Consider the following 16,420-nt stretch of genomic DNA (forward strand, 5'->3'; position numbering starts at 1 on the left):
ATCACCGCACAGATCAAGTAACACCCCACGTACTCCGGCTGTGCATGGCAGACCGGAACGGCCAACGCCCCGTCGCTCGCGACGGGGCGTTGCTCATGCGCCGACTTCCAGAGTCGTTCCGCCGATCGGGGTCAGATACGTCCGATGGAAGGTGCGGTCGGTCATTGGTCAACATGGCTGATCATGTCGGTCGCTCTGGTGGAACGAACGAAGGGCACTGATCGTGTGATCGGTGCCCTTCGCATCATCGCTTGTAGGTCAGGCTCGTCCGCGTGCGCTGGATCGGGGCAGGACGATGCCGAGGACGATCATCGCAACGGCGAGGAACGCGTGCAGGACGTTGTCCGCGCTGTTCAGGGGGACGAAGTTCGCGGGGTCCGCCATGCCGGCCGTGAACAGACCGTAGACGAACAGGACCGCGTAGACGATGCCGCCGACGACCAGGTAGAGGCGAGCACCAGATGCCGAACGGGCTGCGATGAGTCCGACGATGCCGAACAGCAGGTGCACGATGTTGTGCAGGACCGACACCTGGAACAGGCCCAGGAGCAGGGCCATGGAGCCGTGGCCGGCCATCGACATCGAGCCCATGTCCATCGTGAGTCCGGGGATGAAGCCGGCGATGCCGACGATCAGGAAGACGACCCCGAAGAGGAGGGCGCCCTTCTGGGTGAGGGTGGCGGCGAAGCCGGTGCGCGGAGCTGCTGCGTTACTGGCCATGGGAGGTGCCTTTCGGTGGAGGGGTGGTGCCGGAGCGCGTGAGTGGTCAGGCTGCTGCTAGGTCGGTCTGCAGGCGTTGACGGAGCGTGATGAGCCCGTCTCGGACTCGGGTTTTTGCCGTGCCGAGCGTGGTGTTGAGGTCGCTGGCGACTTCCGCGGTGCTGCGTTCGCCGAGGTACCGCAGAAGAACCGCGTCGCGTTGCTTGTCGGTCAGTTCAGACAAGGCCTCCCGGAGCTGAGCTCGTGAGAAGTGAGCGTCGAACTGGTCGAGGCTGTGGTCGGTGCTGTGGTGATCGCGGATCCCGAGGCGCAAGTCCCGGCTGCGCGATGCTTCACGGCTGCGGATCCGATCGATGGCTCGTCGATGGGCGATTGTGCGCAGCCATGACTCGAGCGTGGCGCGGGTCGGGTCGTACCGGGCCGGGTGCTGCCACCACTCGAAAAACGCTTCATGGACGACGTCTTCGGCGAGGTGACGGTCGATGATGATCGTTCCCACGAAACCGCGCAACCCGGACGCGTACTGCCGGTATGCGGCCGTGAACGGGTCGACAGCTCTTGGTTGGGTGCCGGGCATGTGGGGCGTACCGATCTTTCTACTGGTGATGGGTTCACCGTAGGCGTTCGGGTCACGACCGGTTTCCCCCAGTCCGGGGACCGCGTCGCACGTTGTCCAGGTGCTCCGCGGTCGAACTGCAGCCCGGCACCTCTTCATGCACGTGCCGTTCGTGCGCTGTCCTGCACCGATCGGTCTCTCACCGAAGCGATGGCGTTGCCCGCCGCATAGCCAGAACGCTGTGTCAGGGGTGGCGGCGGATTGCGGTGAGGGTGGTGTCGTCATCGAGCTCATCACCGGCCGCTTCCAGGAACGTGGTGAGGACCAGTTGCGAGTCCGGAGCAGTCCGCAGGTCGACGGCGAGCTGCGTGAGCGTGTCGAGGGTTGCGCCGGGGAGTTCGAACAGTCCATAGCGGCGCATAGCCCGCAGGGGTCCGGGATGGTGCCCCTGCGACACCATCCCGTCTGGACGCCGTTGCGTGCAGCAACAGGCGCCCTGTTGACCCAGGAGCTTGCTCTAACCGGGCTGCGGAGAACATACCCCCGATCGGCGCTGCCACGATGTCAGCATTTCCACCGACCACCGTCCGCTTGTCTGGCGACACAGTTCATGATCCGGCTGGCGCAGGAGGACGGCTTGGGTTGCTGTTCTGATGGTCGGTGGGTCAGTCTGAGGTGCAGGAAGACGCGCTCGAGGGAAACAGGGGTCCCGGATGTTGTCACTGGTGTACGTGAGCACAATGGCCCGCCCGGTCACGGACGAGGAGCTCGCGGAGATCCTCGTGATCGCCCGCGAGAAGAACCTGCAGCTGGGAATCACCGGGATCCTGGCCCATCAGGGCAGCAACTGCCTCGGGATCATCGAAGGCGACGACGACGTCGTCCGGGAGCGGTTCGCCGGGATCCGGCAGGACCCACGCCACATCAACGTCCGCGAAGTGGCCGTCGACCAGATCAGTGAACGGGCGTTCCCCGAGTGGTCGATGGCGTTCCAACCCGCCGACCCCCTCATCCGAGACATCCCGGGTTTCCTCGACCTATTCTCCGACCACCCGGCCGCCGTCCCCGGCGGCAGCGGTGGTTCGCGAGCGAAGGCGCTGCTGGGGTGGTTCCGGAAGCACCCCCTCGCACCATTGACCGACCAGGGCGTCGGCGATGCGATCGAGCCGCGTCTGCAGATCATCAGCGCCGCGATCATGGTGCTGCACGATGTCGGCGTAGAACGGGCCGACATGGACCAGATCGCCGACACCGCAGGGATCAGCGTCGACGCGCTCCGACAGCACTTCCCGACCCGGCAGAGCCTGCTCACCGCCACCGTCGACCGGTGGTCCAGCACCCTGTCCCGGCCCTTGCTGCCCATCGCCGAGCAGTACGGCGCGGTCGCATACCTGCACGCGCTCATCGTCGCGTACTCGGAAGAACCCGCACTGATGCGGCTGCTCGCATCAACCCTCGCAGCAAGCTCCGACCCAGCAAACGAGGGTGCGGACTACTACCGCACCCTGTACCTCCGGTTCCGGCAAACCATCCGTGGAGCGCTCGAGCACGACATTCGTACGGGCCGGGAACCGGACACGATGGAGCCTGCCCGTGCCACGGAACAGCTCCTCGCCCTCTATGACGGCCTCCGCGTGCAAGCGCTCCTCGTGCCGGGGTTCGACATCATCGAAGCCTTCGACCGCGCAGCATCACGCATGCGCCGAGGCTGGTCCGAGGACTACCGCCGCACCGATCTCTTCGAGATCCCCCTCGACCGCACCCGCGAACACGCCAATCGCCCCGACCTTTTCGGCCCAGAGTAGACACAGACAGGCGCTTGAAGCGCGGGGCTGCTGCCGGATAGGTGGCAGCCGCCCCGCTCGCAACGGGAACCACCCCGCTGCTGCCTCACAGTCTGTACCCACGGCCGCGGGGTCCGCGAAAGTGTGTGGAATGTTTGGGTCATCCCGCACACCATTGGGATAGCGCCTGCAACCGAGCCTTCGGCCTCGGCGAACGTGAGCCGGAAACGGAATGCGGGTTCTGCGGCTGCAGTGCCGCGCTGCGCTGCGCCAGAAGTGGCGCGGGGTGCCGCGCAGTCTCTGAAGTTCTTGGGCACCCTGGTGCGCCGCTCGGACCCAAACTGCCCGACGCAACGTTCGCTATTCGACGGTTGTGGGGTGACGGCCAGTCGGCACGAACGCGGACCTGCCGTGCGAGCTGTCGCGGGAGGTGCTGCAGCCCGTCGGCGGCCGATTCGGCAGGAAAGCGCTACCGCGTGGGGGCGTCTTCTTCGGGGTTGAAGTGGGAATCGGTGTCGGTGAAACCCGCGGCGAGACCGTCCGGGTGGTTCGGAACCGTGTTGTCGTCACCCAGGCCGGCGGGCTTCACGGTGCCATCAGTGTCGATGGGGGGCGCTTCCACGTCGGGACCTTCGACGGCGCCGTCATCATCAGGCATACCGGGCGGGGTGATGGTGGACATGGTTACTCCTTCGTGATTATGATCGTCAGGGCGTGGTGTCCGGGGCAAGTGCGGCAAGGTCGGTCAAGAACCGAGCAATGGTCGCCGCGTCTGCTTGAGGGACGCCGGCGCAGAGTGCTTCGATGTGCGGTGCGAGCGGGTCGGTGTCGTTTCGGTCCGGTGTACCCGGAGTGAGCTGCACGTAGCTGGAACGTCGGTCGGTGGGGTTTGGCACTCGGGTCAGGAACCCAGACGCCTCAAGCCGGTCGAGCAGACTCGTCGTCGATGATGTGCTGATGCCCAGGTGCTCCCCGAGCCGTTTCGGCGTGCACGGTTCCTCCCCTGCCGCAGTTGCGGCGGCCCGAAGGTATCGGAGCGCTTCCCGCTCGGTAATGCTCGTCCGTGATGCGGCCGGTCGAGCGCGGTCGATCTGTGCAGCGGCGTACCGATACCGTCCGACCGCATCAACCAGCGCAGCTGCGGCAGAATTCAGTGTCTCCGGCATGGGGGCCACCGTACAAACGTCGCCCGGACACACTCCCGGCCGCCGAGACACACGCATCCGATCCCCTCTCACTGCTCCCTGACAGCGGCTGCGCCGCTACCAGTAACGTCGACGAGGCTGCGCCGCGGAACCCTAGCCGCGGACCGGCTGGAACGTTGTTCCTGAGCCGGCGTCGTCATGCGCGTCAACGAGGACTCCGACGAGTGTCGTAGCGCGAGGGCATCTGCCCCCTGACCCGAACCCGGGCAGGTGCCCTCTCTCCGCTTCTGCCTACGCCCCTTCTAGGCAGGGTCATTTTCGGATGTCGATATTTTGCGCCCAGGGGATATTGCTGAGACATGATCAGGCGCCTGGCGAGGCCGCCCATAAATGCTCCCGGCATGGATAGCCATCGACGGCCGGTCCGAAGTGGGCCGCCGCGGCGGGGTACGACTCAACCCGAATGCCTGTCTACGCCTTGGCTGCCAGACTGAACGGCAGACAGAGTGCGCGCAGGCGCGATCGGTGAGTTTGCTGCTGGAGGTTGTGATGGCTGAGGACGGCGAACGGGTTCCGGGTGGGGTGCTGTTGCTGGCATCGGTGAACCGGCTCCGGGTCGCCGAGACAATGCTGCAGAACCGGGCACGCGGACGAATGGGGCTGAAAGCGAACGACTTCCAGACGGTGCAGTTCCTCGCCGCCCGGGAAGCCGCCGACGCCCCCGCACGCGCAGCGGACCTCGCCGAAACGCTCGGCGTGAGCAGCGCCGCGGCAACCATGACCATCGACCGGCTCGTTGCACGAGGCTTCGCGGTCCGTGAACCCGACCCCGACGATCGTCGCTCCCGCATCGTGCGCCTCACCACAGCCGGACAGCACAGCCTCACCGGAGCATACGAAGACCTCCCCGCAGCTGTGCAGGAACTCCTCGACGCGGTCCCCGCCGAAGAAGCGGAACGCATCGCCGCACTCGCGACCGCTGTGCAGGAGGTCGTGGACCGCACCGCGACCGACAGCAGCACCCCGACTGAGTGACCAGATAACGCTTCTAGTTAAGGAAGTTAGACGCCAGGCGTGCGGGTTCGTATCCTGGTTGAAGTCAGGACCTTCGCGCCCCGTCGCGACAACGCCGGCGGCTTGCCCGGCAGCACGATCGGGGTCGTACCTGACCAGTCGCCGTGGCCAGTCTCGCCACGGGAAAGGCCGCTCGGCATGACGCCCACCCTCGTTTCATCTGCTGCTGCACCTGTTCCCGCGCCCCGCGCGGACCTTCTCTTCACCGCACACCCCGGCACACAACGACCACCGATGACCGAGGTGCGGCACACACGCCGGAACCGCCGCGTCGAAGGCGTCGCGGTCACAGCCGGGCTTGTCTCAGTGACCATCGCGACGGTGGCCATCATGCTCACGGGCGCCTGGTGAGCGCCGACGCGACACTGCCACCCACCGAGCCGATCGACATGGGCCCGCTCCTCCAAGAACCCACGGTGACGCCCTCAGACGAAGTCGGTCCGCGGGCAGACCCGCAGCAGTGGCATCGCCGCGGACTCCTCACCCCGGCTGAGATCCACGCGATCGTCGTCGCGCGCATCAACGACCTCCCCACCATCGTCACAACCACCCCAGCAACAAGCGACGAGCTGATTCCCCCGGCCGAGCCGACCTACGGTGACTTCCTCAGAAACCCCCGCGCATGAGCATCCTGCTGCACCACCCCAATACCTCCCCCGCCTTGAGCGTCGCCGATCTCCCGACCGTGCTGCGATGGGCTGCCGCAGATGAGGGCTTCTGGGTCGCCGACAACGACGGCGCGTTCGCCGGCACCATCGACCAGCACGGACGGCACTTCTTCGTCCGCAACGGCTTCGGCGAGTACCTCGGCGACTACCACGCCCTCACCGCAGCGCAAGCCGCACTCGACACCCACACCGAGAACAGCCACGCAGAGCCGCCGTGCTGAGTATTCCGGATGGGCTCACCGACGCCCAGCGGACGGTGTTCTACCGCCGCGTCGCGCTGAACGCAGAGCTGCACGACTGCGCCACTTACGCAACCCGTTCGGCGGCGGCGCGGAGCACGTCGCGCGGGAGCTCGCCGAACTCGGCCTGGTAAGCGCTCGCGAACCGGCCGAGATGCAGCAACCCGACCGATCGGGCAACCGCGGCCACGGACTCCGCTCCCCCCGATTCAAGTTGTTCCCGCGCCAGGAGCAGCCGAATGCCCTTGAGGTAGAACAGCGGAGACACACCGTGCACACGCTGGAACGCACCCTGCAGCCCGCGGACGCTGAGCCCCGCGGCCGCAGCGACGTCGTCGACGGTGACCCGCTCCGTGACATGGTCAAGGAGGAACGCTTCTGCCTTCGCCAACCGTGTCCGCGCCGGCTCTTCCCGACCATGTCCGACCGGCCAATGTGGGACCGCCGTCAGTAACCCGGCGGCGGCGAACTGGGTCAGCTCCCGTTCTCGTTCCGCCGAAACCGGACCGACCCGGCCGAGGATCTCCGGAGCGATCGCGCGCACGACCAGCCACCATGCCGCAAGCGGCGCCCCCTCGGGTACGTGGTGCGGCTTGAACTCCAGAGGCGCCTGATTCCACCCACCACGCTCCGCAGCAACCCGTTCGACCGCGTCTCGGTCGATCCGCATGACATCTTTCTGGAACCCATCCCACCGGAACGACTGCCGGCCCTCCCGGTACAGCACCGGACGGCCAATCAGCAGCCGATCCCCATCGACCGCACCGCGGCCCACTTTCAGCCACGTCACAACGACAGCGTCGTCAGTTCCCACCTCGCCGCGCACGGTCCCGGTACACAGCATCGATTCCAGCGACAGCAGACCCGTCCCGGTGACCGTCTCCTCGAACGTGAACCTCTCACCGTCCGCAGCGACCTCAAGCCCGAACGTGCGATGCGTTCGCGCAACAGCCTTCCACGCCGCCGCAACGTCTCGAGTCCGCACAACTACCCGGGTCCGCTCCACCATCGCCTCATCCACAAAAACGATTCTCCACGACAATCCTCAGTCCTTGAGTTGCACAGCGGACAGGAAAGCCCGTGGCGGATGCCGAAGGGGGACGCCGATCACTGATCGACGTCCCCCTCTTTGTTTGCGTTGCGTCAGCGAGCGTTGCGAACGCGAGCTCGAGGCAGGACGATGCCAAGGACGATCATCGCAACGGCGAGGAAGGCGCGGAGGACGTTGTCGGCACTGTTGAGCGGGACGAAGTGGCCGCTCCGGCCATGTCGGCGGTGAAGAGGGCGTAGATGCGCAGCACGAGGTAGACAATGCTGCCGACGAGCAGGTATAGGCGTGCGCCAGTGGCAGTGCGTGCGGCGAGCAGTCCGACGATGCCGAAGAGCAGGTGCACGATGTTGTGCAGGACCGACACCTGGAAAAGTCCGAGCAGCAGCGCCATCGACCCGTGACCGGCCATCGACATCAATCCCATGTCCATGGTGAGGCCAGGGATGAATCCGGCGATCCCGACGAGCCGGCGGAGATCTTCGAGGTTCCGCGCAAGCCGGTCCCCGCCAAATCCCCGCAGACACACTGACGCACCCGGCAACGAACCGTCCACTACACCGACCTAGGCCATGCGTGGCGACGGGGTCCGTTCCGATAATAGTCATTCTCGGATCGTAATAGCGGGGGTAGAACCGGCGACAGGGCGGCCCCGAAACCGGCAGGTCCGACTAAGGCTGGCGAAGCTCGATCAAGGGATCTCGTCGTGATGCAGCAACAGCAGGTATGACTGCTGCGATGGTGCCCGCTAGCCATGACAGGACAACTGTTGCAAGGCCGAACGACCCGCTGGGGGGCGGCGCGCCAAGCACTGCGAGTGCGAGATAAGCGCCTCCGCTCCCAAGCACGGCGCCGCCGGCACTGAGGATCGCGATTTGCGTCACGATCAACGAGACGACGAAGAGCCGTGTGGCTCCGAGGGCCCGGCGTCGTCCGAAATCTCGACGCCGAAACATAACCAGGGCGCAGTTGACTACAGCGACGATGACGGAGGTCACGATCGCTATAGCCATGATGAGGCCGTGCCCAAGTGCGCCGAGGCTTCCGTCGAGTGTCGATCGAATCTTCGCCAGTTGCGCGCTCGAGGTGATCTCAACCCCCGATGTTTGCTGTGCTGCGAGGACGCTTCGCGTCAAGGTGAGAACCGAATCAACATCGTTTGGCGATCGGGCAACAACGATCACGAGGGTCACGACGTCTTCGGCCGGGGGGTTGCTGATGTCACCGACCCGTACTGCGGATGGCGCGATTGGATCGAGAATATGAGAAGGACGGTAAAGGGAAGCAACCTGGTAGGGCGTCCCGTCGCCGACGCTGATTAGTTCGCCGACTGGCTGATCCATTGCGAGGGCGCGCAAGACCGCCGGGGACACCGACACGCCTCTGGGAACAGGGGTCGAATTTGGCGCGCCTGCGAGGTGGCCGGCGCTGTAGAGCGTTCGAAGGGCGACCCGCCCCGCGGATCCTCCAGATGGGTTGACGACATCCTGCGCCGCGGTGAATGCTCCGGCCCACTGAACGCCGCTTGCCGCGCTGAGTCGCTGGACAATCACGGGGTTGAGGTGGGCGGCTGCGTCAGCGCGGACTGTGATGGATCGTGTTCCTTCGGAGTCGATCTGTTGGAGGATGGCGCGCTGCGAGCCCTCCGTACGGCCTGCCGTGAGCAGGAGCGACGCACACATCGCAGCAACCATCAGTGCCGTGAGCGCAGCGGCGACCGGCTGGCTTCTTGCCGAGACAAGCGCCTCCCGGAGCACCATCAGGACAGAGGTCACAGTTGCACCACCCGGTCGCAACGAGCAGCGAGCGCTGGGTCATGCGTCACGATGATGACCAGCGCGGACGAGTCATGTGCATAGTCACGCAACGCGCCGAAGACTACTTTCGTGGAGTCCTCGTCGAGGTTGCCGGTTGGTTCGTCAGCAAGGACAATTCGAGGCTCATGTAACAGGGCTCGACACAACGCGATGCGCTGTGCCTGCCCTCCGGATACCTGCCCTGGGCGGTGCGAAGTGCGGTGCGCTACTCCGAACCGATGCAAGAGGCGGACCGCCCGCATGCCTGCATCACGACGAGAAGCACCGTTGTACAGGCTCACCTCGAGAACGTTATCGAGCACTGTCCTCGAGGGATCAAGGACGGCGTCTTGAAACACGAATCCGAACTGCGTGGCGCGCAGCCGAGAACGTTCAGCATCCGACTTCTGCGAGCAATCAACGCCGTCGACCCGCATGGTGCCACCAGTAGCCTGCAGCATCAGGCCAAGGAGGTACAGCAGAGTGGACTTCCCTCGACCGCTCGGCCCGGTGATCGCGACGAGCTCGCCGGCGTCGAACGAGAACGACCGCCCCTGGAACAGGGTTTCCGTGCCGTAGCCGAACGTCAGCTGGTCAGCTTCCAACAGTGCCATGTATCAGCAGCTCATTTCGGGAGCAGCACTTTCGTCCCTGACTTGAGGTTGGAAACCGCGGCCATACCCTGAGCTGACCCCATCACCTTCACGCGGATTTTCATCCCTCCCACACCCAGGACGTACGCGCCGCTGCTATCGGTGCGAACACACGCCGCAGCGACAAGCACACCGGACACGGGATCAGCGGTGAGAACCTTCGCCGAGTACGTCGACTCTCCCCTCAGGGCGACCTGATCACAGTTGGCCCCGCAGACAGATCCTGCACCCGAGCTCCGCAGGGGCACCCGGACACCATCCGATGCGGAATCTGGTTCTACCGCCTCCGTGCGAGCGTCCCAGGTCTCCCCCGCCGGGCCGGAGATGTGCACTGTGGCACCGGTGTCGAACAACGCTGCCTGGTCGGCTGCGACGGTCATTGCGAAGGACGGCGCTGCCGCGAGAACGTGACCGACCGTTGCACCACCGACAAGGCTCGCACCGACAGCGATCGCCTGCTCATCGAGAGTGACGCGTGCGGGGAGCCTCGGAACGAAGATGATTACGCCGTCGTCGACCGCCCCGGTCGCCTTTTGCATAGTCGCCGTCTGCCACTGCCGGACGCCGGCTTCGGTAGCTGCGTCGAAGCGTCCCGACTGTGGAACGTTCGCGATCGATACCGCCGCCAGCATCGCCTGCAGCTGACTAACGTCGGGTCCGCTCACCCCGGCGTGGAGTGTTCGGAACGACGGAGTAGTCCCCTCAGCGAGAAACACCGGCTGCAGATCGACGGCGTAGAGCTCATCGCCGGCCCGATACGCGTCTGCCGCGGAATCGACCACCGACGTGACAGTGCCGTTCCGGCGGTTGAGGAGCGCATCTGCCTCAGGCCAGGAAGCTTGAACGTCGAGGCTGACCGAGGCTTCGAGTGTCCCCTTCCGGGCGGTATAGGTCTCTGCTGACTGCTGCTTGCTCGGATCCGCCGGCCGTGTGAACAGCACTGACCCAGACCAAAAAAGCCCTGCCCCGACAACCATCGAGACGATCGCGATGCCCACGACCGCCCGAGAGACACGGAACCGGCGCAACCACCGAGGTTTACGCCTACCCATAGACAGCGGTTGGTATCTCGGGGCACGCCTTCACGAGCTCGTAGTACCTGCTCTCGCTAACATCGACCTTTTCGTACGGTGACCAGGCTCCCCGCTTATCGAGGAACGTCTGCTCACTTGGCGCCTCCGGCACCTGGACACCGTGCTCTTCAAGGCACTTCGCCAGATCACCCGTGTAGTACGCGTACAGATACTTGAGCTGCGAGTCGTTGAAATCGGCCAGGTACTTCGGTTCCAGTGGATACTCCACCTGGCACTCGTACAAGGCCACTGCGCGCGCCTGTGCCTGCGTGTTCGGCAAACTCCCCAGCGCAATCGACCCGTCCGGCTTCGCCGACACCTGCGGGAAACCCTTCTCGGCCATGCACTCCGCCTGCGCCGTAGCCCACTCCTGACGAGACACCGTGCGGACCAGTGCGACAGCTGGCTTCTGGGCGTTCGGGTACTGCTTCAGCAGCACCTTCCAACTGTTGTCCGCCGACGCATCGAGAAGCTTCTTCCCGGCCGCTTCCGACAGCGGTGCCGGAGACGGAACGGCCGGCTGTGCGTCTGCGCAACCGGCAAGCAAACCCGCGGTCGCACACAAAACTGCTGCCCAGCCCATGACTCGCTTCGACATACAGTCGCCCCTCTCTGCCGAGAGCCGAGCGTATCCGCCCCCAGAACTTTGCTCAGGGCTGCCCGCTGCAGATCGGCAGTTCGTAACATGATGGTTACTTACGAACAGCCCCAAGCTCGATAGCGTTGCGTCGCCTGAGAATGTCTCGGGCTTTTACCCATCAGGGGGCATCATGCAACGAATTGCTACACGCCTGGGGACTGTCGCCGCCGCGGCAGCAGTTGTCGTCGGCGCCATCGTCGTACCGACGGCAGCGGACGCCGCGTCCGCGTACAGCTGTGCGAACAACTACCGAGTCAAGACCACCTCGGTCGCTTCGGGTTCTGGTGCGGTCCAGCACATCTGGATCAACGGCTCGGCTAGCGACGGGCGAGTTTTCGACCCGGGTGCCGGGACGAAGGTCGGCTACTCGACCTACAAGTCCACGACACGGACGAGCTACGCCACGAACGGGAAGGTCGCCGTCAGCTCGTTCTCAACCAGCTGCTACAACTAGGCGCATGCGGCGAGGGTGGCGGCATCGAAGCCCACCCTCGCCGCACAACACGCGGACATCGAAACCGCCGCCTGCACGCCGGGACCCGCACGATAGTCACACCGCACCGGCCATCGGATCTGCGGACACGGTGACAAGGAGCTTCATGCAGACGAAACGGCTCCCGCGGGCCCGGTACACGATCATCATGCTGCTCGTAATCGCCTTGGTCGCCGTGTTCGTCGTCCGATTGGTCGACATCCAAGTCGTCCAAGCCGCCGCGCTCGACAAGGACTCGCAGCTCAAGCGCAGCGTCCCCGTCACCATCTACGGAACCCGCGGAGCGATCGTCGACCGCGAGGGCGTGGAACTAGCCGACAGCGTCACCCGGTATAACATCACCACCTCCCCCCGGCTCGTCGCCGCCTACAAGGGCAAGCTCGGTGGCGCCCGGATCAAGAAGATCTCCGTGACAACAGCCTTGACCGCCCTCGCGAAAGCGTCTGGCGGGGATCTCGCCACAATGCGCCGCAACATCGCCGCAGACCCAAAGTCGGACTACGCCTACCTCGTCAAGGGGCTCGACGCGTCCCACTACGAAGCTGTCCGTACCCTCGGTATCCCTTGGGTCTACCCCGAACCGCAATCGGCCCGCGTCTACCCCACCGGCGCCGCCACCGGCAACCTCACCGGATTCATGGGCACCGACGGCGCGCAAGCCGGCCTCGAGTACGCCTACAACAAGTGCCTCACCGGCACCAACGGCGAGCAAACCTACGAGCGCGGGGCCGACGGCGTCCAACTGCCCGGCAGCACCGTCACCACCAAGCAAGCAACCGACGGCGGAACCCTCCACACCACCATCGACTCCGACCTGCAATATCTCGTCCGGCAAGCCCTCGGCGCAGCCGCCGAGAACCTCGGCGCAGCATCCGCCACAGCGATCGTCACCGATGCCAAAAACGGCGAGGTCCTCGCCGTCGCCGACACACCCTCCGTGGACTCAAACGACGTCGACGCGACCACAGACGAGGGCGCCTACGGATCCCGAGCGCTGACCGACACTTACGAACCAGGCTCAACCATTAAAGCCGCCATCGCCGCGGCACTGATCGATCAAGGCAAAGCGTCCCCGACCACTCAGGCGACAGTCCCGTACTCACGGACGTTCCCCTGGGGTGGACGCATCACTGACGCGGAGTTTCACCCCACCGAGCAGCTGACACTCACCGGGATCCTCCGCGACTCCTCCAACGTCGGCATCACCGAGCTCGGCGAACAACTCACCCAACAGCAGCGATACGACTACATGCGAAAGTTCGGTCTCTTCACCCCGCAAGACGCCGTCACCTTCCCCGGCCAACCCGGTATGGACTACGCAGCAACCCCGGACTGGGACCAGCAGACCAACATCAACTCCATGTTTGGGCAAGGCATCTCCACCACCGCGCTGCAGATCGCGAGCATCTACCAAACCCTCGCCAACGGCGGCGTCCGCATCCCCTTGCACCTCGTCACCGGCTGCACCACAGCTGACGGCACCACCACCCAAGCCCCCAAGACGACCGGAGAACGCGTCGTCTCAGACACCGCAGCAACCCAGGTCGTCAACATGCTGCAAAGCGTGGTCACCGGCGGCACCCTGGTCAGCATGAAACCCATCTCCGGCTACAACATCGCCGCGAAGACCGGTACCGCGGAAGTCGCCGAGCCAGGCAAAGGCTACGGGTCCGACCGGATCATCTCCGTGGCAGGCATGGCCCCCGCCGAGGACCCGAAGTACGTCGTCACCGTGACCTTCACGAAGCCCGGCCCAGGCCACCGGTTCTCCAACAGTGCCGCACCCGCATTCCGCACCATCATGTCCGAGGTGCTGCAGAAATACCGCGTCCCACCATCCACCACACCCGCAACCACGTATCCCGCAACCTGGTGATCCCGCTTCCCCTTCCTCATACTGATCGTCGTAAGCGGATAGTCGATCGACACGGGCACCGGACTGATGCACCCGAGTGCGGTAGCCGATCCTTCACCGGCGCGCTTCGAGGACAAGCTTGACCGCTTCCCTCGCCGCCTCCGGCACCAACGGGATGTGCGCGAGCAGGCCCAGTTCCACCCACCTCGGCTCGTACTGGTTCAGTTCCGAGGCACGGTCGATCTCTGGACCCCCGAGTTGCAACGGACCAGGACGTACTCGCGCCACGAAGTAAGCCGTGGGAACGGCGCTATCCACTGGTACGTCGAGCAGGTCGCCGATGCTCGCATCAAAGCCCGTCTCCTCACGCAACTCGCGCTGACACGCTTCGCGGAGGCTCTCGCCTTCCTCGACCCCGCCGCCAGGGAGCACACAGTAGTGACGACCGTTCTTCAGCCGATCGATGACGAGCAGGCTCTCGTCTCGGACGACGACGGCGCCGATTCGCTCGCCCGCGGGAGCCCGCGCTGGAGGGTATTGGCTTTGACTTCCGGCGCGCAGGTCAGTGGACGTTGCGCCTGCGATGCGTTGTGCAGTTCTAATCTGTCGACATGGTGCGATCCCGTGACAGAGCGGTGCTGAGTTGGCTACGCCGAGCGACGCTTCCCGCGGTGGTCGTTCTCGCTGGCGCAGTCTTCGCGGTCGGGATGTTCAGCCTCGGCAAGATCCGTTACAGCTACGTGAGTTGGGGATCGGTGGCTGTCGCCTCACAGGTCGCGATCCCATTGGGAGTTGCGGTTGCCGCGGTCGTCGCGCGGGCCGGAGTAGCTGTGAGGAACCGCGCGGAGGACGAGCTGGTGGCGCATCCGGTGCGACGTGCATCAGTCGTCGTGGGAGTGCTGGCGTTTGTCACTGCCGTCATCGGCGGTCTGCTGCTGACTGTTGGTGGTTGGCAACTTGTGTTGCCGGCGGCAGCCGTCTGCGGTTGCCTGGCCGCGGGAAGTGCAGGGGTTGTTCTGCGACGACCGAGAGCAGTCATTCACGACGACGAGTGAGATCGCTGCGGGGCAGCGCTCGTCCGGTATCCGATCGTCAGTCGGGACACGTTGACGCCGGGCTGTGGGACACGAACAGGCGTTTCGTGGTGTGCTGGCCGGATGCGCGCCAGATCAGCGGCCGTCGTCATCCGAGACGAGAGCCTGCTCGTCATCGATCGATTGAAGGACGGTCGGAACTACTGGGTGCTTCCTGGTGGTGGGGTGGAGGAAGGTGAGAGCCTCCGCGAGGCTTGCCGGCGCGAACTGCGCGAGGAGACTGGCCTGGAGGCGATCATCGGCGATCTGCTCGACGTGCCAGTGGATAGCGCCGTTCCAGCGGCCTACTTCGCAGCCCAAGTGCGTCCTGGTCCCTTGGTGCTCGGTGGCCCAGAGATTGAACGAGCATCAGAACTGAACCAGTACGAGCCGAGGTGGGTGGAAGTGGCTTTCCTCGCTCAGATCCCGTTGGTGCCGGAAGCGGCAAGACAGGCGGTGCAGCTGGTCGTCGAGGCCCGCCGGTAGGGGATCGGCCGTTGAGGCAAACTTGCCTCGAAGGACGAGAACTTGCGTTCCCCGATCGTCCCGGCAGTAGCGTCACGTGATGATCATTGATGTCCCGCTCCGTCCGACCGGCCGCGCCCCGGGCGCGCGCGCCATTACTGAAGTCCTCTGATGGCTCGGGCCGTCCTGCTGGACTTTTTCAATACCTTGGCGGTCCGTTCCTCGAAGGGTCTCTGGATCGATGCCGCGCTGAGACAAATCGGCAGCGGCGATGAGGTCGCTCGCGAGGCGCTCACGGCAAGACTGTCGCAGGTGTGGTTGGTGGCGCGGTCGCTCTTCCCGGCCGAGAACTGGGACCTGCACCCGGCGAAGCACCGCAGCACGTTCATCGCTGCCATCAGTCACGACGGTGTCGCAACGCCAGCACTTGCAGAGGCGCTGTACGACGTCATGCCGGACCAGGTGGAGATGAACAGGGGTGCTGAGGACTTCGTGCGAGCGATCCACGATCAGGGAAAGAAGCTCGCCATTGTGTCGAACACGGCGTTGGATGTTCGCCCGATCCTGCAGCGCTGGGGGCTCGAGTCGCTGTTCGACGCGGTGGTCCTGTCCTACGAGGTTGGATGCGTAAAGCCGGACCCAGCGATCTTCCGGGTGGCGGCACGCGAGTTGGGGGTCGAAGCGCCGGACTGCGTCATGATTGGCGATACACCAGTGGACGACACCGGAGCCGTCGCGGTGGGGATGCAATCCGTCATCGCGCAGCCCGAGCAGATGTGGAGAGCGTTCGAACTCGTGCTGGGCGGATCGAGGCGCTAGGTACATCGACGAACGGCATGGTTGTCGGAATCTGCGGCACACTCGATCGTGGCGAAGGCGCCCGAGTTGCACGATAGGTCCGGGAACGGATCCACGCACTCTGGCGAGTGCTCTGGGGACCCGCCTGCGGAATCCGCCCGACGACTGCCGGCGTCTCACATGCCGATCGTTCAGTGAGACGAGGGCGCCGGTGGTGGTGTCTATGCTGCTGCACGATGTCGACGATCTGCCCGAGCACCTTCGATAGGTGGAGATGTGACCTGATCCTTGGTCACTCTGGAGAGCACGAGTGTGTCTACGGGAGCGAGCGGGTGCGTTG

The 16,420-nt window shown here is 65.0% G+C and carries 21 protein-coding genes; 9 read left to right on the top strand and 12 right to left on the bottom strand.

The annotated features are described in order from the left end of the window. Nucleotides 1-258: 258 nt before the first annotated feature. The 3 genes from EDF40_RS00445 to EDF40_RS19035 form a co-directional block, all read right to left on the bottom strand. On the bottom strand, nucleotides 259-720 hold the full coding sequence (locus tag EDF40_RS00445) for a DUF4383 domain-containing protein (RefSeq protein ID WP_123338511.1): 462 nt from the start codon (nucleotides 718-720) through the stop codon (nucleotides 259-261). 46 nt (nucleotides 721-766) lie between these two features. After that, nucleotides 767-1,297 carry a sigma-70 family RNA polymerase sigma factor gene (locus tag EDF40_RS19030; protein WP_165901219.1) on the bottom strand — a complete coding sequence of 177 codons (531 nt, stop codon included), beginning with the start codon at nucleotides 1,295-1,297 and terminating at the stop codon, nucleotides 767-769. 223 nt (nucleotides 1,298-1,520) lie between these two features. Beyond that, nucleotides 1,521-1,697 carry a hypothetical protein gene (locus EDF40_RS19035; RefSeq protein ID WP_165901218.1) on the bottom strand — a complete coding sequence of 59 codons (177 nt, stop codon included), beginning with the start codon at nucleotides 1,695-1,697 and terminating at the stop codon, nucleotides 1,521-1,523. A 292-nt stretch (nucleotides 1,698-1,989) separates the two neighbouring features. On the opposite strand from EDF40_RS19035, the gene EDF40_RS00455 reads away from it, so the two are divergent. Then, on the top strand, nucleotides 1,990-3,081 hold the full coding sequence (locus EDF40_RS00455; protein WP_123338509.1) for a BLUF domain-containing protein: 1,092 nt from the start codon (nucleotides 1,990-1,992) through the stop codon (nucleotides 3,079-3,081). A gap of 448 nt (nucleotides 3,082-3,529) precedes the next feature. Here EDF40_RS00455 and EDF40_RS00460 read toward each other — a convergent pair whose 3' ends face one another. Further along, on the bottom strand, nucleotides 3,530-3,742 hold the full coding sequence (locus EDF40_RS00460; RefSeq protein WP_123338508.1) for a hypothetical protein: 213 nt from the start codon (nucleotides 3,740-3,742) through the stop codon (nucleotides 3,530-3,532). Nucleotides 3,743-3,767: 25 nt separating this feature from the next. Then, nucleotides 3,768-4,226 carry a MarR family winged helix-turn-helix transcriptional regulator gene (locus tag EDF40_RS00465; protein WP_123338507.1) on the bottom strand — a complete coding sequence of 153 codons (459 nt, stop codon included), beginning with the start codon at nucleotides 4,224-4,226 and terminating at the stop codon, nucleotides 3,768-3,770. A 369-nt stretch (nucleotides 4,227-4,595) separates the two neighbouring features. Between EDF40_RS00465 and EDF40_RS00470 the strand changes: the two genes are divergently transcribed. From EDF40_RS00470 to EDF40_RS00480, 3 genes are all read left to right on the top strand, one after another. Further along, nucleotides 4,596-5,240: a MarR family winged helix-turn-helix transcriptional regulator gene (locus EDF40_RS00470; RefSeq protein WP_123338506.1), complete on the top strand. Its 645-nt coding sequence runs from the start codon at nucleotides 4,596-4,598 to the stop codon at nucleotides 5,238-5,240. A 386-nt stretch (nucleotides 5,241-5,626) separates the two neighbouring features. After that, entirely contained in the window at nucleotides 5,627-5,905 is a 279-nt protein-coding gene (locus EDF40_RS00475; protein ID WP_123338505.1) for a hypothetical protein, read from the top strand. Continuing rightward, nucleotides 5,902-6,168: a hypothetical protein gene (locus tag EDF40_RS00480; protein WP_123338504.1), complete on the top strand. Its 267-nt coding sequence runs from the start codon at nucleotides 5,902-5,904 to the stop codon at nucleotides 6,166-6,168. Before EDF40_RS00475 ends, EDF40_RS00480 begins: the two co-directional genes overlap by 4 nt. An 85-nt stretch (nucleotides 6,169-6,253) precedes the next feature. Here the strand turns inward: EDF40_RS00480 and EDF40_RS00485 are convergent, their stop codons facing one another. From EDF40_RS00485 to EDF40_RS00510, 6 genes are all read right to left on the bottom strand, one after another. After that, the gene (locus EDF40_RS00485) at nucleotides 6,254-7,207 is read right to left on the bottom strand and encodes an AraC family transcriptional regulator (RefSeq protein WP_123338503.1); all 954 of its coding nucleotides are present in this window, start codon (nucleotides 7,205-7,207) and stop codon (nucleotides 6,254-6,256) included. A 172-nt stretch (nucleotides 7,208-7,379) separates the two neighbouring features. Next, on the bottom strand, nucleotides 7,380-7,667 hold the full coding sequence (locus tag EDF40_RS00490) for a DUF4383 domain-containing protein (protein WP_260212491.1): 288 nt from the start codon (nucleotides 7,665-7,667) through the stop codon (nucleotides 7,380-7,382). Between the two features lie 238 nt (nucleotides 7,668-7,905). Then, on the bottom strand, nucleotides 7,906-9,009 hold the full coding sequence (locus EDF40_RS00495) for an ABC transporter permease (RefSeq protein WP_123338502.1): 1,104 nt from the start codon (nucleotides 9,007-9,009) through the stop codon (nucleotides 7,906-7,908). Further along, nucleotides 9,006-9,644, bottom strand: a complete 639-nt coding sequence (locus tag EDF40_RS00500) for an ABC transporter ATP-binding protein (RefSeq protein ID WP_123338501.1) — start codon at nucleotides 9,642-9,644, stop codon at nucleotides 9,006-9,008. The genes EDF40_RS00495 and EDF40_RS00500 overlap by 4 nt, the downstream gene beginning before the upstream one ends. An 11-nt stretch (nucleotides 9,645-9,655) precedes the next feature. Then, nucleotides 9,656-10,681 (bottom strand): peptidoglycan-binding protein, encoded by a 1,026-nt coding sequence (locus EDF40_RS00505; RefSeq protein WP_165901216.1) that lies wholly within the window; start codon nucleotides 10,679-10,681, stop codon nucleotides 9,656-9,658. Nucleotides 10,682-10,727: 46 nt separating this feature from the next. Next, entirely contained in the window at nucleotides 10,728-11,354 is a 627-nt protein-coding gene (locus EDF40_RS00510) for a hypothetical protein (RefSeq protein ID WP_131922772.1), read from the bottom strand. A 172-nt stretch (nucleotides 11,355-11,526) separates the two neighbouring features. Here EDF40_RS00510 and EDF40_RS19040 point away from each other — a divergent pair, with 172 nt between their 5' ends. Further along, on the top strand, nucleotides 11,527-11,850 hold the full coding sequence (locus EDF40_RS19040; protein WP_165901215.1) for a hypothetical protein: 324 nt from the start codon (nucleotides 11,527-11,529) through the stop codon (nucleotides 11,848-11,850). Nucleotides 11,851-12,037: 187 nt separating this feature from the next. Then, nucleotides 12,038-13,765 (top strand): penicillin-binding protein 2, encoded by a 1,728-nt coding sequence (locus tag EDF40_RS00515; protein WP_185002594.1) that lies wholly within the window; start codon nucleotides 12,038-12,040, stop codon nucleotides 13,763-13,765. 93 nt (nucleotides 13,766-13,858) lie between these two features. Here the strand turns inward: EDF40_RS00515 and EDF40_RS19645 are convergent, their stop codons facing one another. Further along, nucleotides 13,859-14,437 (bottom strand): NUDIX domain-containing protein, encoded by a 579-nt coding sequence (locus EDF40_RS19645; protein ID WP_123338497.1) that lies wholly within the window; start codon nucleotides 14,435-14,437, stop codon nucleotides 13,859-13,861. Here EDF40_RS19645 and EDF40_RS18785 point away from each other — a divergent pair. The 3 genes from EDF40_RS18785 to EDF40_RS00530 all read left to right on the top strand — a co-directional run bounded on the left by EDF40_RS18785 (nucleotide 14,416) and on the right by EDF40_RS00530 (nucleotide 16,101). Continuing rightward, nucleotides 14,416-14,799 (top strand): hypothetical protein, encoded by a 384-nt coding sequence (locus EDF40_RS18785; protein WP_131922770.1) that lies wholly within the window; start codon nucleotides 14,416-14,418, stop codon nucleotides 14,797-14,799. The two genes, EDF40_RS19645 and EDF40_RS18785, sit on opposite strands and share 22 nt — an antisense overlap. 102 nt (nucleotides 14,800-14,901) lie before the next feature. After that, complete coding sequence (locus EDF40_RS00525; RefSeq protein ID WP_123338496.1) at nucleotides 14,902-15,303, top strand: NUDIX domain-containing protein; 402 nt, start codon at nucleotides 14,902-14,904, stop codon at nucleotides 15,301-15,303. 150 nt (nucleotides 15,304-15,453) lie between these two features. Then, nucleotides 15,454-16,101 (top strand): HAD family hydrolase, encoded by a 648-nt coding sequence (locus tag EDF40_RS00530; protein ID WP_111086550.1) that lies wholly within the window; start codon nucleotides 15,454-15,456, stop codon nucleotides 16,099-16,101. Nucleotides 16,102-16,420 lie beyond the last annotated feature (319 nt).

The organism is Curtobacterium sp. PhB170 (assembly GCF_003752345.1).
Taxonomy (GTDB): domain Bacteria; phylum Actinomycetota; class Actinomycetes; order Actinomycetales; family Microbacteriaceae; genus Curtobacterium.